13 protein-coding genes and 1 pseudogene are annotated in these 15411 nt (G+C 73.1%); 6 read left to right on the top strand and 8 right to left on the bottom strand.

Annotated features, from left to right (window positions below; genetic code table 11):
* Positions 1-352, bottom strand: a pseudogene (locus ABD224_RS14095) (hypothetical protein); the annotation flags it as partial.
* Between the two features lie 156 nt (positions 353-508).
* A complete protein-coding gene (locus tag ABD224_RS14100) occupies positions 509-1894 on the bottom strand; it encodes an NsdA family TPR-like regulatory protein (protein ID WP_344049882.1) in 1386 nt (461 codons plus the stop codon).
* A 326-nt stretch (positions 1895-2220) separates the two neighbouring features.
* Here ABD224_RS14100 and ABD224_RS14105 point away from each other — a divergent pair, with 326 nt between their 5' ends.
* The 3 genes from ABD224_RS14105 (at position 2221) to ABD224_RS14115 (ending at position 5493) form a co-directional block, all read left to right on the top strand.
* Positions 2221-2898 (top strand): bifunctional DNA primase/polymerase, encoded by a 678-nt coding sequence (locus ABD224_RS14105; RefSeq protein WP_344049883.1) that lies wholly within the window; start codon positions 2221-2223, stop codon positions 2896-2898.
* Between the two features lie 214 nt (positions 2899-3112).
* Complete coding sequence (locus ABD224_RS14110; protein ID WP_344049884.1) at positions 3113-3886, top strand: ABC transporter ATP-binding protein; 774 nt, start codon at positions 3113-3115, stop codon at positions 3884-3886.
* Complete coding sequence (locus ABD224_RS14115; protein ID WP_344049886.1) at positions 3883-5493, top strand: transporter; 1611 nt, start codon at positions 3883-3885, stop codon at positions 5491-5493. Before ABD224_RS14110 ends, ABD224_RS14115 begins: the two co-directional genes overlap by 4 nt.
* 24 nt (positions 5494-5517) lie before the next feature.
* Here the strand turns inward: ABD224_RS14115 and ABD224_RS14120 are convergent, their stop codons facing one another.
* From ABD224_RS14120 to ABD224_RS14130, 3 genes are all read right to left on the bottom strand, one after another.
* Complete coding sequence (locus ABD224_RS14120) at positions 5518-6342, bottom strand: class I SAM-dependent methyltransferase (protein WP_344049888.1); 825 nt, start codon at positions 6340-6342, stop codon at positions 5518-5520.
* On the bottom strand, positions 6339-7343 hold the full coding sequence (locus ABD224_RS14125; protein WP_344049889.1) for an alpha/beta fold hydrolase: 1005 nt from the start codon (positions 7341-7343) through the stop codon (positions 6339-6341). Before ABD224_RS14125 ends, ABD224_RS14120 begins: the two co-directional genes overlap by 4 nt.
* Positions 7344-7863: 520 nt before the next feature.
* On the bottom strand, positions 7864-8556 hold the full coding sequence (locus ABD224_RS14130) for an iron-dependent transcriptional repressor DtxR (protein WP_344049890.1): 693 nt from the start codon (positions 8554-8556) through the stop codon (positions 7864-7866).
* 340 nt (positions 8557-8896) lie between these two features.
* Between ABD224_RS14130 and ABD224_RS14135 the strand changes: the two genes are divergently transcribed.
* Together ABD224_RS14135 and ABD224_RS14140 are read left to right on the top strand one after the other, a co-directional pair.
* Complete coding sequence (locus ABD224_RS14135) at positions 8897-9652, top strand: SIS domain-containing protein (RefSeq protein ID WP_344049891.1); 756 nt, start codon at positions 8897-8899, stop codon at positions 9650-9652.
* A gap of 328 nt (positions 9653-9980) precedes the next feature.
* Positions 9981-11414, top strand: a complete 1434-nt coding sequence (locus ABD224_RS14140) for a PAS domain-containing protein (RefSeq protein ID WP_344049892.1) — start codon at positions 9981-9983, stop codon at positions 11412-11414.
* A gap of 385 nt (positions 11415-11799) precedes the next feature.
* Here the strand turns inward: ABD224_RS14140 and pdxH are convergent, their stop codons facing one another.
* On the bottom strand, positions 11800-12429 hold the full coding sequence (pdxH, locus tag ABD224_RS14145; RefSeq protein ID WP_344049945.1) for a pyridoxamine 5'-phosphate oxidase: 630 nt from the start codon (positions 12427-12429) through the stop codon (positions 11800-11802).
* 410 nt (positions 12430-12839) lie between these two features.
* Here pdxH and ABD224_RS14150 point away from each other — a divergent pair, with 410 nt between their 5' ends.
* On the top strand, positions 12840-13940 hold the full coding sequence (locus ABD224_RS14150) for a citrate synthase 2 (protein WP_344049893.1): 1101 nt from the start codon (positions 12840-12842) through the stop codon (positions 13938-13940).
* On the opposite strand, the gene ABD224_RS14155 is transcribed toward ABD224_RS14150, so the two are convergent.
* Together ABD224_RS14155 and ABD224_RS14160 are read right to left on the bottom strand one after the other, a co-directional pair.
* Positions 13919-14674 (bottom strand): TetR/AcrR family transcriptional regulator, encoded by a 756-nt coding sequence (locus ABD224_RS14155; protein ID WP_344049894.1) that lies wholly within the window; start codon positions 14672-14674, stop codon positions 13919-13921. The genes ABD224_RS14150 and ABD224_RS14155 overlap by 22 nt on opposite strands.
* Positions 14662-15396, bottom strand: a complete 735-nt coding sequence (locus ABD224_RS14160) for an enoyl-CoA hydratase family protein (RefSeq protein WP_344049895.1) — start codon at positions 15394-15396, stop codon at positions 14662-14664. The genes ABD224_RS14155 and ABD224_RS14160 overlap by 13 nt, the downstream gene beginning before the upstream one ends.
* Positions 15397-15411 lie beyond the last annotated feature (15 nt).

The raw sequence follows: 15411 nt of genomic DNA on the forward strand, positions 1-15411 counted from the left end.
CACCATAGGGCGGGCCCGCCGGGGCTGCCGGGGCCGCCGGGCCCGGGGCGCCCTCCGGGGGCAGGGGGCCCGCGCCCTGGTGGGCGGCGGGAGCCTGGGCACCCCACTGCTGCGGAGAGTCCCAGGTCCGGGCGGGCGGGGCGGTCTGCCAGCCCTGACCGTGCTGGGGGTGCTGCTCCGGGCTCCACTGCTGGCCCCAGGCCTGATCGCCGGCGGACGCCGCGGCCGGGGTCTGGCCGCCCGGCCCGCCCGTCATGCCCGGCAGCAGGGGCTCACCTCCGTCGGAGGGCAGCACGATGCCTTCGCGCGCGGGCCGCGCCGAGGGCCCCTCGCCCTGTCCACTCTGCGTCACCGGGACTCCTACGTATGGGGGACTTTCGGAATCGTCGGCTCACGCTACCGGGTCCCCTGAGTCCCATGCCACGCAGCATGGGGCAAGACCGCTTTCCCGTGACAGCAGTAACAAAACCCGCCGGCAAAGCGCTGTATACGGGTCACTCGGTCGATCTCATGCCGCTGTCCGCATCTCCAGCTGCGCCTCGAACTCCCTCACCACCGGCTCGTCACGGAACGGTTCGAGCCGCTGCTGGAAGTCCTCCAGATACTCCGCCCCCCGGTCGGACCGCAGCGTCCGCAGCAGCTCCACCGCCTTCAGCCCGGTGCTGCAGGCCTGTTCGATCTCCCGTTGCTGCACCTGTGCGGTGGCGAGCAGCAGACAGCCGATGGCCCGTCGCCGCACCCGGGACGCGGGATGCCCGGCCAGCGCCTCCTCCGCCCGCCGTGCCGCCGCCTCGCCCTGTCCCAGGTCCCGGTGACAGTGCGCCAGCTCGTCGGCGAGATAGGCCTCGTCGAAGTGCGCGATCCACTCCGGGTCGTCCCCCGAGTCCGCCTCGGCGGCCTCCAGCGCGCTCACCGCCCGCCCGGCGGCCAGCTGCGTCGCCCGGACGTCGCCCATCAGCGCGTGCCCGCGCGCCTCGGCCGCGTGGAACATCGCCTCCACGCGCGGTGTCACACGCCCGCGCGTGCCCTCCTGCGCCGCCCGCGCCAGTTGTGCGATCTCCCTCGGGTTTCCGAGCTGCGCGGCGAGATGGCTCATGGAGGCGGCCAGCACATAGCCGCCGTAGCCGCGGTCACCGGCCGCCTGGGCGAGCCGCAGGGCCTGGATGTAGTACCGCTGGGCCAGGCCCGGTTGACCGGTGTCGACGGCCATGTACCCGGCGAGTTCGGTGAGTCGGGCCACCGCGCCGAACAGGTCGCGGCCCACCGCCTCCCGGTACGACCCCGAGAGCAGCCCGGAGACGACGCTGTTGAGGTAGTGCACGACCACCGGCCGCACATGCCCGCTGCCGTAGGTGTGGTCCAGCGCGACCAGCGCCTGTGTCATGGCCCGCACGGCCGCCACGTCGGACTGGCCCACCCGCGGCCCCACCGTGCGCGCGACCTGCCCGTCCGGTGCGGAGATCAGCCAGTCGCGGCTCGGCTCCACCAGCGCGGAGGCGGCGACGGAGGAGCCGGACAGGAAGTCCCTGCGGCCCACGTCACTGCGCCACAGCTCGCAGACCTGCTCGATGGCCCCCAGTACCGTCGGCGAGAACTGGAGCCCCACGCCGGAGGCGAGGTGCTTGCCGTTGGCCATGCCGATCTCGTCGATCGTGACCGTGCGGCCCAGCTTGCGGCTCAGCGCCTCGGCGATGATCGCCGGAGCACGTCCGCGCGGCTGCTGTCCGCGCAGCCAGCGCGCCACGGACGTCTTGTCGTACCGCAGGTCGAGGCCGTGCTCGGCACCACACATGTTCACCCGCCGGGCCAGCCCGGCGTTCGAGCAGCCTGCTTCCTGGATGAGCGCCTGCAGCCGTTCGTTCGGCTGCCGCGCCACAAGAGGCCTTGCGGCCATGGTGTAACCCCCTGTAGCTGCGGTGCCTGCCCATGCACCGAGTCGACGAGTCTTGCGCGGCCGGAAACGCTCCGCGTCCCGGCGGAGAGTCCCGGCCGTGAAGATCAATGCCCCGCTGACATACGGAAAATGCGGGACATGCGAGGATTGCCGGGGTAAAGACGATGCCACCCCCCATATCGAACTACCCTGCGTTCCCCGACGCTCCTCCCACGCGCCCCCGCACATGCACCCATGCGCCCCGGGCCGGGGCCGATGCTCCTCCCCGGCGCGCACCTGCCCCGCACACCCCGTAACCCCAGGTGGGTACGGGAGTTGAGTGAAACGTGGAAAAGACGATCCCGGGTGCCCAAGCCGTACACACCGCCGGCCGGACCACCGGCCGGATTCCCCAGCAGCGCGGAGAATCCCTGCTGGAGGCAGCCGTCCGCTACGCCGAGGAACGCCACTGGGACGTGTTCCCCGGCACCTGGCTGGAAGCAGTCGACGGGGTGCAGCGCTGCTCCTGCGGCGACCCCGCCTGCACGGCACCCGGCGCACACCCGGCGCACGAGGACTGGGCGACCCGGGCGACCGGCAGTGCGACCGCGGTCCGCCGGCTGTGGCAGCAGCGGCCGACCGCGTCGATCCTGCTGCCCACGGGCCGTACGTTCGACGCGGTGTCCGTCCCGGAGAGTGCCGGGTTCCTCGCGCTGGCCCGGCTGGAACGGATGGAGTCGGCCCTCGGACCGGTGATCCTCACCCCTGAGCGGCGGATGCAGTTCCTCGTGCTGCCGGGGGCGTGCGCGAGGGTGCCGGAGCTGCTGCGCACGCTGGGCTGGTCGCCGGCGTCCCTCGACCTGGTCACCCTGGGCGAGGGGGCGTACGTGGTCGCACCGCCCACGCGCTACGGCTCACGGGGGGCTGTGCAGTGGGCCCGCCGGCCGACGCCGGCGAACCGATGGCTGCCGGACGTGGAGGAGCTGATCCCGCCGCTGGCGTACGCGTGCGGAAGGGACAGGTAGCGGGACAGCCGGCGCTCCACCTGTCCCGCTTCCGCTTTTCGAGCTCTTTCCTCTGGTTTTTCCCTTTCCTTCTGCTGTTCTGCCGTTTCTACGGCTTCGCTTCGTGTGCGGCCGGTCACGTCCACGCGGTGAAGCCGCCTCCCGGCGCAGTCCCGCGCTCTGTGAACGGGGTGCTCCGCCCGTAGGGTTCGAAGGGACGGAGGGAGCAGTCGCAGTGGGGACGAGCGCCGTACGCGTGCAGGGACTCTGGAAGCGCTTCGGGCAGCAGATCGCCGTGGCCGGGATCGATCTCGAGCTGCCCGCGGGACAGTTCATCGGGCTGGTCGGCCCCAACGGGGCGGGGAAGACCACCACGCTCTCCATGGTGACCGGGCTGCTGCGACCCGACCAGGGCACCGTCGAGGTCGCCGGGCACGACGTGTGGCGGGACCCGGTGGCGGTGAAGGCGCGGATCGGTGTGCTGCCCGAGGGGCTGCGGCTCTTCGAGCGGCTGTCGGGGCGGGAGTTGCTGTCGTACTCGGGACGGCTGCGCGGTCTGCCCGGGGACGAGGTGGACCGGAGGGCCACCCAGCTGCTCGACGTGCTGGACCTGGCCGGCGCCCAGCACAAGCTCGTCGTCGACTACTCGACCGGGATGCGCAAGAAGATAGGGCTCGCCTCCGCGCTGCTGCACAACCCGGAGGTCCTGTTCCTCGACGAGCCCTTCGAGGGCGTCGACCCGGTGTCCGCGCAGACCATCCGGGGCGTCCTGGAGCGGTACACCGCCTCCGGCGCCACCGTCGTGTTCTCCTCCCATGTCATGGAGCTGGTCGAGTCGCTGTGCGACTGGGTGGCCGTGATGGCGGCCGGCCGGATCCGCGCCCAGGGTCCTCTCGCCGAGGTGCGCGGCGAGGCCCCCACGCTCCAGCAGGCCTTCCTGGAACTCGTCGGCGCCCAGGACCGGGACGCCGGTTCCCGTCTGGACTGGCTGGGCGGCGGTTCCCGATGAGCGCCGTCACCGAAACCCCCTCGCTCACCTCCGTCGTCGTCCGCCTGAAGCTGTCGCTGCTGCGCAACGGGCTGAGGCAGTCCGGCGGGCGGCGTGCCGCGTTCCTCGCCTCGGCCGTCCTCGCGCTGCTGTTCGCCGTGTCGCAGCTGCTCGGGCTGATCGTGCTGCGCGGCCATGCGCACGCCGCCACCGTGACCGTCACCGGCACGGCCGTGCTGGCGCTGGGCTGGGCCGTGATGCCGCTGTTCTTCCCCAGCGGCGACGAGACCCTCGACCCGACCCGCCTGGTGATGCTGCCACTGCGGCCACGGCCGCTGGTCGGCGCGCTGCTGGCGGCCTCACTGGTCGGCATCGGACCGCTGTTCACGGTGCTGCTGCTGGCGGGCTGCGTGATCTCGGTGGCGCACGGGGCGGTCGCGTTCGCCGTCGCCCTCCCCGCGCTCGTTCTCGCGCTGCTGGTGTGCGTGGCCCTCGCGCGGGCCGTGGCCGCCGCCAACATCCGGCTGCTGACCAGCCGCAAGGGACGGGACCTCGCGGTGCTCAGCGGGCTGCTCGTCGCGGTCGGTGTGCAGGTGGTCAACTTCGGCATGCAGCAGCTGGGGTCGACGGTCCTGGACCGGCTCGCCCCGGTCGCGGACGTGCTGCGGTGGGTGCCGCCCGCGTCGGCGGTGGGCGCGGTGGACTCGGCGAGCCGGGGCTCCTACGGCGTCGCGGCGGCCCAGCTCGCCCTGACCGCGGTGGCCCTGGCCGCCCTGCTCACGGGGTGGGGACGCAGTCTGGACCGGCTGATGACCTCGCCCGACTCCTCCACCCTGCAGCCCGTCGACGCTCCCGCGCGGGGGCGGACCCGTGAGGGAAGCGGTCTGGCACGGCTGCTGCCGCACGGCCGCACCGGCGCCGTCATGGAACGCGGCCTGCGGTACATCTGGCGCGATCCCAAGACCAAGGCGGCCTGGGCGACCTCGCTCGCCATCGGCCTGATCGTGCCGGTGTTCAACGCCCTGCAGGGCACCGGCTCGCCGTACATCGCCTGCTTCGCCGCCGGGATGCTCGGCATCCAGATGTACAACCAGTTCGGGCAGGACACCTCGGCGTTCTGGATGGTCGCGCTGACGATCTCCTCCCCGCGGGACGCCTATGTCGAGCTGCGCGCGCGGGCCCTGGCCCTGCTGGTGATCACCCTGCCGTACGCGATCACGGTCACGGTGCTGACCACGGGGCTGCTCGGCGCGTGGGACCGGTTGCCCGAGGTGCTCGGCCTGTCCTTCGCCCTGCTCGGCGCGATGCTGGCGACCGGGGCGTGGACGTCGGCCCGCTTCCCGTACTCCGTCCCGCAGGAGGGCCACAAGAACGTCGCCCCCGGTCAGGCCGGCCTCGCCTGGATCTCCATCGTCGGCGGCATGGTCGCGGCGGCCCTGCTGTGCTCCCCCTTCATCGCCCTCGTCATCTGGTCGAACCTCAGCGGCGCCGCGGACAGCTGGGGGCCGCTGCTGCTGCCGCTCGGTGCCGCGTACGGGGCGGGGATCACCCTGCTCGGCCTGCGCCTGGCGGCACCGCGCGCGGCGGCCCGGCTGCCGGAGATCCTGACGGCGGTGAGCAAGGGGTGAGACCCCGGCGTGCGGGCGGCCGCGTCAGCGCAGGCGCGCGGTCACCACATGGATCCTGAAGCCGCACGGAACCCGTCCGTCCGGTCCTGCGGGCCCGGCCGCCTCCGCCAGGAACGTCTCCCGCAGACGGCGGACGGCGTCCGGGGCGAGCGGTCCGACGTCGTAGATCCCGGACAGGGCGGTCCAGACCCGGTCCGCCGGGCCGCTCAGATCGATCGGCACCGTCTCCCGGTCCGGTGCGCTGAAACCGGCCGGCACCAGGATCTTTGCGAGTCCCGTGCGGCTGCGGGTCCTGCGGTCCCCGAGCGGCGGGATGCGCTGCTCGGCGGGCGCCCGCTCGACGGCGGCCCGCAGCAGGCGCCCGAACAGTTCGTACGCCTCCCCGCCGAGCGCGCCACCGCCGATCACGCAGGCCAGTACCCCGCCCGGTGACAGCACCCGGGCCGTCTCCGCCGCGACCCGGTCCACGTCCCCCATCAGCATCAGCGCCATGTGGCGGACACAGGCGTCGAAGGTGCCGGCGGCGAACGGCAGCTGCTGCGCCCGCGCCTCCGCCAGTGCCGCCGCCCGCAGCGACGGGCGGCGGCGGGCCAGGGCCAGCGCCTCACAAGAGAGGTCCACACCGGCCAGTCGCCGTTCCCCGGTGCGGGCGAGCAGGTCCAGCAGCACGCCGTCGCCGCAGCCGAGGTCGAGGACGCGGCGGGCGCCGGCCACCCGGTCGCGCAGGATCTCGTAGCTGGACCTCCCGTCGGGGCCCCGGCCGTCGGCAAACGCGTGCGCGGTGACCGCCGGGCGCTCGGCGTGGAAGGCCCTCAGAAACGCCTCCTGGGCGGCCGTCGGGACGGTCATCCGGCGAGGACCGTGTCGAGGAACGGTTCGATGGCCGCGCGCCAGGCCTCCGGCTGGTCGTAGTGCACGAGGTGACCGGCGTCGGCCACCTCCGCGTACTGGCCCTGCGGCAGCACACGGACCATCTCCTGGGCCTCGGCCCGGCCCAGTTCGCCGTCCAGGCCGCGGACCACGAGGGCCGGGCAGGGGACCTGGGCGAGCTCCTCCCAGTGCGCGTCGTACGCCCAGCTCTCCCGGGACGTGAGCATCTGCTGCGGCTCGAAGACCGGACGCCAGCCGTCCGGGCCCTCGTGCATGACCTCGGCGTAGAACTCGCCGCGCGCCGGGTTCGGACGCTCCACCCACGGGTCGTCCTCCCCGAACCACTTCCGTACGTCGGCGAGGGTGGCGAAGGGCACCGGCCAGGTCTTGAACCAGTTCTCCCACTCACGCTGGGAGGCCGCGCCGAGCGCGGAGGCCCGCATGTCGCAGATGACCACCCCGCACACCAGGTCGGGGCGCCGGGCGGCGAGCTGCCAGGCGGTCAGCGCGCCCATGGCGTGCCCTATGACGACGGCCGGGCCGAGACCCAGCTGTTCGAGGGCGGCCTCGGCGTCCTCCACATAGGCCTCGCGGGTGTAGGCCGTCTGCGGGGGCTTCTCGCTCTGGCCGTGGCCGCGCTGGTCGAGGGCGACGGCACGGTGCCGCTCGGCGAGCCAGCGGGCGGTGGAGGCCCAGTGCGAGGCACGGCCCATGAGCCCGTGCAGCAGCAGCACGCCGCGGGCGCGCTCCGCCGTCCCGGTGCCGGACGGCTCATGCGGCCCGGACGCCCCCGCCCGGGCCGTCGCAAGGGGTTGTCCGGACCCTGCGTCCGCTTCCTCCTGTACCTCCCCTTGTGCTTCCCCCCGTGTTTCCCCCTGTCCGGGCACGGCCCCGTCGGGGCCGGCCTTCGGGGGCTCGCCGAACTCCCAGGCGGCAAGTCGTACGCCGCCCGCTCCGGTCACGTCGATGCGCCGCACCACTGGTCTGGCACCCCCCTAGCTTCACCCGGACCGCCCGCCTCCGGTCGGGCCGGCCGGTCCTGTGCACCATGTTCCGCTTCTCGTATGCCGTCGTGCGCGTTCCCGCGGCGCGAGCCCTGTAGGGCTCGTCACTCACAGGCGTTCAGGCTATCGAATAGATATTCGAAAACATCTTCTCTGCCACGAACACCCCTCGTTCGAGTGACCCCCTACGAGGATTGATCGTCGCCGTCGCGGGGAGATCTCCAACGGGAGGCGGACCGCTCGGGGAAAACAGGTCCGAGGGGGACGACCCAGAGAGCTCGGGGCTCTGGGTCGACACAGGGGAGGACAGGCCCCGGTGCCACACGGCGCCGGGGTCCTCTCCATGTACACGGCACATTCTCCCCACCCCTCCGGGTCATATGCCCCTCGCAATAGCCTCGCACGGGAAACGACCGAACGCTGCCCTTCGGCACGCTTCTTCACCGAAGGGGGGAAGAAAACCGGACGGCTGCCGTCCGGCGCCTGACGGACGGGCTCAGCGCTTGGCCACGAACACATGCGAGGCGACGTCCGCCCCCAGCTCGGCGGCCTCGCCCCCGCTGCCCACCAGCACACCACCGGGCGACTCCGTCACGCTCACCACCGAACCGGGCTGCACGCCCGCGCGGCGCAGCGTGTACATCAGCTGCGCGTCCGTCTGGATCGGCTCGCCGATCCGGCGGACGATCACCGTCTTGCCGTCGGTCCCCGGCTTCAGATCGGCCAGCGACACCATGTTCTCGTCGAGGAACGGGTCGGCGCCGTCCGTCTCGCCCAGCTCCTCCAGGCCCGGGATCGGGTTGCCGTACGGCGACTCGGTCGGGTGCCGCAGCAGCTCCAGCACCCGGCGCTCCACGGCCTCGCTCATCACGTGCTCCCAGCGGCAGGCCTCGGCGTGCACCTGCTCCCACTCCAGGCCGATCACGTCGACCAGCAGGCACTCCGCGAGCCGGTGCTTGCGCATCACCCGCGTGGCCAGCCGACGGCCCTCCTCCGTGAGCTCCAGGTGGCGGTCCGGAGCGACGGAGACGAGACCGTCGCGCTCCATGCGCGCCACCGTCTGGCTCACCGTCGGTCCGCTCTGATCCAGCCGCTCCGCGATCCGGGCACGCATGGGGACGATGCCCTCCTCCTCCAGCTCGAGGATGGTGCGGAGGTACATCTCCGTGGTGTCGATCAGTCCGGACATCCGTGCCCCTTGATTACCTCTGCCGGAAGCCCGGCGGCTCTCCGGCGCGTGCGCTGACCCTGAACCTTCAATTCTGGCCTATCCCGCCGACAACCGGGGGCGCCGTTCGCATCTGCCCCCCTCCGGCCCCTGTCCCGCCGTGCCGACGGGGCCGACGGGACCGGCAGAGCCGGCGGGGGCGGTGGGGTCGGCGGGGCCGACAGGACCGGCGGGGCTATTGACACGGCTCTGGTCCAGACCTCACCGTGATCCACGACACACCCGGAAACCCGGCAGACGCCCGGCAGACCGCCCCGCAGATGCCCCACCGGCATCCCACCGGCTTCCGAAGGGACCCCGCATGAGCGACCGCACGCCGGCCGGCCAGTTCTTCGACGCCGCCATCGGCCTGCTGCAACGGGTCCGCGACGAGGAGGCCGAGGCGATCACCGCCGCCGGGACGCTGCTCGCCGACACCGTGATCGCCGGCGGCCGTCTGTTCGCCTTCGGCGCCGGCCACTCCTCCCTCGCCGCCCAGGACGTCGTCTACCGCGCCGGCGGCCTGGCCCTGATGAACCTCCTCGCCGTCCCCGGCACCGTCGGCGTCGACGTCGTGCCCGCAACCCTCGGTTCGGCCCTGGAACGCGTCGACGGCCTCGCCACCGCCGTCCTGGACAGCTCCCCCGTCCGCTCCGGCGACGCCCTGATCGTCATCTCGCTGTCCGGCCGCAACGCCCTGCCCGTCGAGATGGCCATGAGGGCCCGCGCCCTCGGCGTGCGCGTCATCGGCGTGACCTCGGTGGCCTACGCCGCCAAGACCACCTCCCGGCACGTCTCGGGGACCTTTCTGAAGGACCACTGCGACATCGTCCTCGACTCCAAGATCGCGGTCGGCGACGCCGAACTCACCCTCGACACCGTCGCGGCGCCCTTCGCCCCCGCCTCCACCGTCGTCACCTCCGCCCTCCTCCAGGCGGTCCTGGCCACCACCGCGGCCACCCTCGCCGAGCGCGGCATCGAGCCGCCGCTGCTCCGCTCCGGCAACGTCGACGGCGGCCACGAGTGGAACAGCCGTGTCTTCGAGCAGTACGGGGACCGGATCTTCTACCGGCACTGACGGCGCACGAAGGCACCCGCGGCGCTCACGGCACCCGCGGCACCTGTGACGCCCGCGGCACTCCCGCGGGCGGCGATTCCGTGGGCGGTGTTTTCTCCTGCTTCTCCGGCTTCTCTGATTTCTCCGGTTTCTCCGCGCTTTTTCGCGCTTCTTCGTCCTCCTCGCTCCGCGCTTCTTCGTCTTCCTCGGCTTCCTCGGCGTTCCTCGTCTCCTTCGTTTTCTTCGATGTCGCGAAAACCCGGTGTGTCCTGGGTCACGGTGAAGTTGAATGACAGCCGGTGACTGATCGACGCGCCGTCTGTGCGAACGCAGCCTGCAGGGGGTCCAGGTGAGTGCTTCCCCGCGAAGTGGGGCCACCGACGAACTCGGACCGGACGAGTCCGAGCCGGAGCGGGGCGGCCCGCCGGACGCGGACCGTCCCGCCGGCCACGACGGCTCCGACCTGCTCGCCGCCCTCCTCGACGGCATGGACGCCGCCCTGTGCGCCTTCGACGCCGACGGGGTCGTCACCCACTGGAACCGCGAGGCCGAGCGCATCCTCGGCTGGACCGCGGCCGAGGCCGTCGGCCGGCGCGGCCTGGCCGGCTGGGCCGTGCGCAGCGCGGACGCCGAGGAGGTCGAAGGGCGGCTGAGGGCCGCCATGCACGCCCCCGGACGGCAGGTGCACGAGTTCGCGCTGCTCACCAAGGACGGCGGCCGTGTCCTCGTGCGCACCCAGTCCGCGGCCGTGCGCGGCCCCGACGGCAGGCCCGCCGGTCTGTACTGCGCCTTCAGCGAGGTGCACACGCAGATCGACCTCGAGCGGTCCATCGCGCTCAGCGAGGCCCTGTTCCAGGACGCCTCCTGGGGGGTCGTCCTCGTCGACGCCGATCTGCGGCCCGCCGTCGTCAACGCCCATGCCGCCCGGGCCTTCGGCACCGGGCGCACGGCGGTCCTCGGCCGGCCGCTCGGTGAACTGCTCTCCGAGGGCGTGGAGGAACTCGAGAGCGCGCTCACCCACGTCCTCGCGGAGGGCACCCCGCCCGCCCTCGCCGACATCCGGGTGAGCGTGCGCACCCCGGAGGGCGACAGACGGCGCTGCTGGCGCAGCGGATTCGTCCGGCTCGCCTCACCGCTCGCCGAGGAGCCGGTGCCGCTCGGCGTCGCCTGGCTCTTCGCCGACGTCACCGAGGCCAAGCAGGCCGAACAGGAGGCGTCCCTACTGCGGTTCCGCAGCAACCAGCTGCACCGGGCCGCCCGCGCCGCCTCCGAGTGCGAGGACCCCGTCGAGGCCGCCGCCGTCCACCTCGACTTCGCCCTCGCCGGCTTCGCCGACCACGCCCTGATCGACCGCGTGGCAAGCGGGCGGGCCGCCCCGTCCGGTGACCAGGCGGCGCCGGTCCGGCTGGTGCGCGTCGCGGCCGCCCCGGCCGACGGCTCCGGCCTGCTCACCGGGCGGTCCGGTCTGCCCGTCCGCTATGCCGAGGGCCATCCCGCCCTGCAGTGCGTCGACCGTGCCGGCTCGGTACGGGCCACCGCCGGCGCCGTCCCGCCCGCGCGGGCACGCGCGTGGGCCGAGGCCCATCAGTGGCCGGCCGACACCGTGCACGCCCTGTGCACGGTCCTGCGCAGCCGCGGCCGCACCCTGGGCGTCGTGACGTTCCTGCGCGGCTCCGCACGCTCCCCCTTCGCACGCCCCGACGCGGTCTACGCCGAGAGCGTGGCCGCGCACATCGCCGCGGCCCTGGACCTGGCGGCGCTGCGGAGGGACAAAAGCCCCTGAGCCGGGACGGGTGCCCGGTCCCCGGCAGGTGCGGTCAGGTGCGGTCAACAACCCGTAAAACCGGTTGATTGGCTCTTGGCCGCTTCCTAGGGTGTGTCGCACGCGGGAAGGAGGTGATCGGGTACATGAGTGAATCCCGGACACGCGAGGTGGCTGCGGGCTAGCGGCCCGTCACCACACCCAGTGCAGTGTCGGGCCGGCACGTGAGAGACGCGTGCAGCCGGCCCAATCCACACAGTCACCCGACCCGCGGGCTCGCCGGCAGGTCCGGCCGGCTCCTCCGCCGCCAGGCGGGGATCCGAGCCCGCGGGTTGTCCGTGTGCGCACCCGTTGTCCGTGTGCGCACCCGCGGGAAACGGCCCTCTCAGGGGCTCAGGAGCCCGGATCAGGGGCTCAGCCGCTCCACCCGCCAGCCTCCGTCCTCCTCGGCGACGTACCGCAGACGGTCGTGCAGACGGTTCTCGCGGCCCTGCCAGAACTCCACCGCATGGGGGACGACGCGGAAGCCGCCCCAGTGGGGCGGGACGGGGACCTGCTCGCCCTCGGGATAGCGGGCGGCCAGTTCGGCGTAGGCGGCGTCGAGCTCCTCGCGCGTGGAGATCACCGCGGACTGGGTGCTGGCCCAGGCGCCGAGCTGGGAGCCGTGCGGGCGGGTGCGGAAGTACGCGGCGGTCTCGTCGCGGCCGGTGCGGTGGGCCACGCCCTGGACGATGACCTGGCGGGCCATGGGGTGCCAGGGGAAGAGCAGGGAGACATACGGGTTCTGGGCGAGGTCGCGGGCCTTGCGGGACCCGTAGTTGGTGTAGAAGACGAAGCCCCGCTCGTCGAAGGACTTCAGCAGCACCGTGCGGGAGCTGGGCCGGCCCTCGGCGTCCGCGGTGGAGACGACCATGGCGTTGGGTTCGAACAGCCGGCCCTCGGTGGCGGCCTGCTGGAACCAGCGGGCGAACTGGGCCACGGGGGTGTCGGCCAGGTCCGCCTCGGTCAGGCCCTCCTCCCGGTAGTGCTTGCGCATGGAGGCGAGGTCGAAGGGAGCGGTTTCCCCGGCTTCTCCGGTTTCCCGGTCGGTTCGGTCGGTTCGGTCGGTCACGCGGTCATACTGCCGTATCAGCGCAGCATCGTTGCGAGGTGCCCCGGGCCGGCGAGCGGCTCACCGGCGGGGCCGGCGCGGGGGCGGGTGACGGGCACCGGGTGCCGGTGGACCTCCCCTTCCGCAGCACCCGGCGTTATGGTGCTGCTGCCGTACCGGTGCGGTGATGACGGCCACCGGCACGGGCATCACCGGGGCGCCCGCCCACGGCCCGCGAGTGACAGGTCTCGACGTGGACCCGGCCGGCGGACGCCCGTTCCCGACCTCTCCGACACCCGATCCGGCCACTACCCCCATCGCCCCACCTGTCGCACAGATCTACGAGGAGCCGCCTGATGTCCGATTTCGTACCCGGACTCGAAGGAGTCGTCGCGTTCGAGACGGAGATCGCCGAACCGGACAAGGAGGGCGGCGCCCTGAGATACCGGGGCGTCGACATCGAGGACCTCGTCGGCCATGTCTCCTTCGGCAATGTCTGGGGGCTGCTGGTCGACGGTTCCTTCAACCCGGGCCTGCCGCCCGCCGAGCCGTTCCCGATCCCCGTGCACTCCGGTGACGTCCGCGTGGACGTCCAGGCGGCGCTGGCGATGCTCGCCCCGGTGTGGGGGCTGAAACCGCTGCTGGACATCGACGTGGAGCAGGCGCGCGAGGACCTGGCGCGGGCCGCTGTGATGGCGCTGTCGTACGTCGCCCAGTCGGCGCGCGGGCAGGGGCTGCCGATGGTGCCGCAGCGGGAGATCGACAAGGCGACCTCGATCACCGAGCGGTTCATGATCCGCTGGCGGGGCGAGCCGGACCCCAAGCATGTGGCGGCCATCGACGCCTACTGGACGTCCGCCGCCGAGCACGGCATGAACGCCTCCACGTTCACCGCCCGGGTCATCGCCTCCACCGGCGCCGACGTGGCGGCCGCCCTGTCGGGTGCGGTGGGCGCGATGTCCGGACCGCTGCACGGCGGTGCGCCCTCCCGTGTCCTCGGCATGATCGAGGAGATCGAGCGGACCGGGGACGCCGTGGGCTACGTCAAGAGGATCCTGGACCGCGGTGAGCGGCTGATGGGCTTCGGCCACCGGGTGTACCGGGCCGAGGACCCCCGCGCCCGCGTGCTGCGCCGTACCGCCCGGGAGCTCGGCGCCCCCCGGTACGAGGTCGCCGAGGCCCTGGAGAAGGCCGCCCTGGAGGAGCTGCACAACCGCCGCCCGGACCGGGTGCTGGCCACCAACGTCGAGTTCTGGGCGGCGATCGTGCTGGACTTCGCCGAGGTGCCGCCGCAGCTGTTCACGTCGATGTTCACCTGCGCGCGCACGGCGGGCTGGTCGGCGCACATCCTGGAGCAGAAGCGGACGGGGCGGCTGGTGCGGCCGTCCGCCCGCTATGTGGGTCCGGGTCCGCGCAGCCCGCAGGAGGTCGAGGGCTACGAGGACCTCGTGCGCTGAGCCGGGTCCTCGGGCGGTGTCCCCCCGGTCTCCCCGGTCTCTCCGGTCTCTCCACTCAGCGCCTGCTCCAGCAGGGCCGTCCACTGGGCCACGATGCGTTCGCGGCGGGCGGTGTCGTCGGTGAGGAGGTTGGCCAGGCCCAGGCCGCGGGCCATGTCGAGGAAGCCCTGGACGGTTTCGCGGGTGCCGGGGCGGGACTCGTCCGCGCCCAGCAGCTCGACCGCTATGCGGTGGGTCTCACGGCCCACACGGGCCTCCAGCTCGGTGACCCGGGAGCGCAGCTGGTCCTCGTTGGAGGCGGCGACCCACAGCTGGAGGGCGGCGCGGAAGAGGGGGCCGGTGTAGAGGTCGACGAGAGCGGCGACCACGGCACGCCGGTCGCCGGCCGCGCCCTGCGGGAACAGCGCCCGCAGGGCGGTGGAGCGCTCTTCGGCGACGTACTCGACGGCGGCGGTGAACAGGTCCTCCCGGGTGGGGAAGTGGTGCTGGACGGCCCCTCGGGAGACTCCGGCGCGTTCGGCGACCACGGACACCGTGGAGCCGGCCCAGCCGTGCTCGGCGAGGCAGTCCACGGCGGACTGCAAAAGCCGCTGCCGGGTGACCCGGCTGCGGTCCTGCTTGGGGACGCGCTCGGCACGCCCGGTGCGCTCGGCGCGGTCCGTGCGGTCTGTGCGGTCCGTGCGGTCCGTGAGTGCGGCGCGGCCCGCGCGTTCCTGTGTGGTCACACCACCCATGAGGGATCCCGTCGTTCGAGGAAGGCCGTCATGCCCTCGCGCGCCTGTGCGGAGGAGAACAGCCGGGCCGAGAGCGCGGTCAGGTCGGCCGCGTCCCGGTCGAAGGCTTCCAGCACCCTAGCCGCGAGCAATCGTTTCGTCTCGGCCAGGGCCTGGGGGGAGGAGCGGCGCAGGCCGTCGAGCACCGGCTCCAGTACGGCGTCGGCGTCGTCCCCGGCGGCCGTCACCAGGCCGGTGCGGACGGCCTCGGCCGCGTCGAAGCGCTCTCCGGTGAGGCAGTAGCGGGCCAGGGCGCGCGGGTCGGCGCGGGGCAGGAGCGGCAGGGAGATCACGGCGGGGGCGACACCGATGCGCACCTCGGTGAAGGCGAAGGTGGCCCGGTGCGAGGCGACCGCGATGTCGCAGGCGGCGAGCAGGCCGAGGCCGCCGGCGCGGACGTGTCCGGTGACGCGGGCGACGACCGGCTTGGGCAGGGCGACGATCTGCCGCAGCAGGCCGGTCAGGGCGTCCGGGTGGGGAGGGTCGCGCAGATCGGCGCCCGCGCTGAAGGTGGTGCCGGTGTGGGTGAGGACGACCGCGCGGACCCCGTCGTCCTCGGCGCAGTCGGCCAGTGCGCCGGCGAGTTCGCCGACGAGAGCCGCCGACAGGGCGTTGCGGTTGTCCGGCGAGTCCAGGCTGAGCGTTTCGACGGCACGCGTGCGCGTGCGTCCGAGCAGGGTCACGGCGTCTCCCCCGGT

It is taken from the genome of Streptomyces thermoalcalitolerans, from assembly GCF_039525155.1.
Classification (GTDB): Bacteria; Actinomycetota; Actinomycetes; order Streptomycetales; family Streptomycetaceae; genus Streptomyces; species Streptomyces thermovulgaris.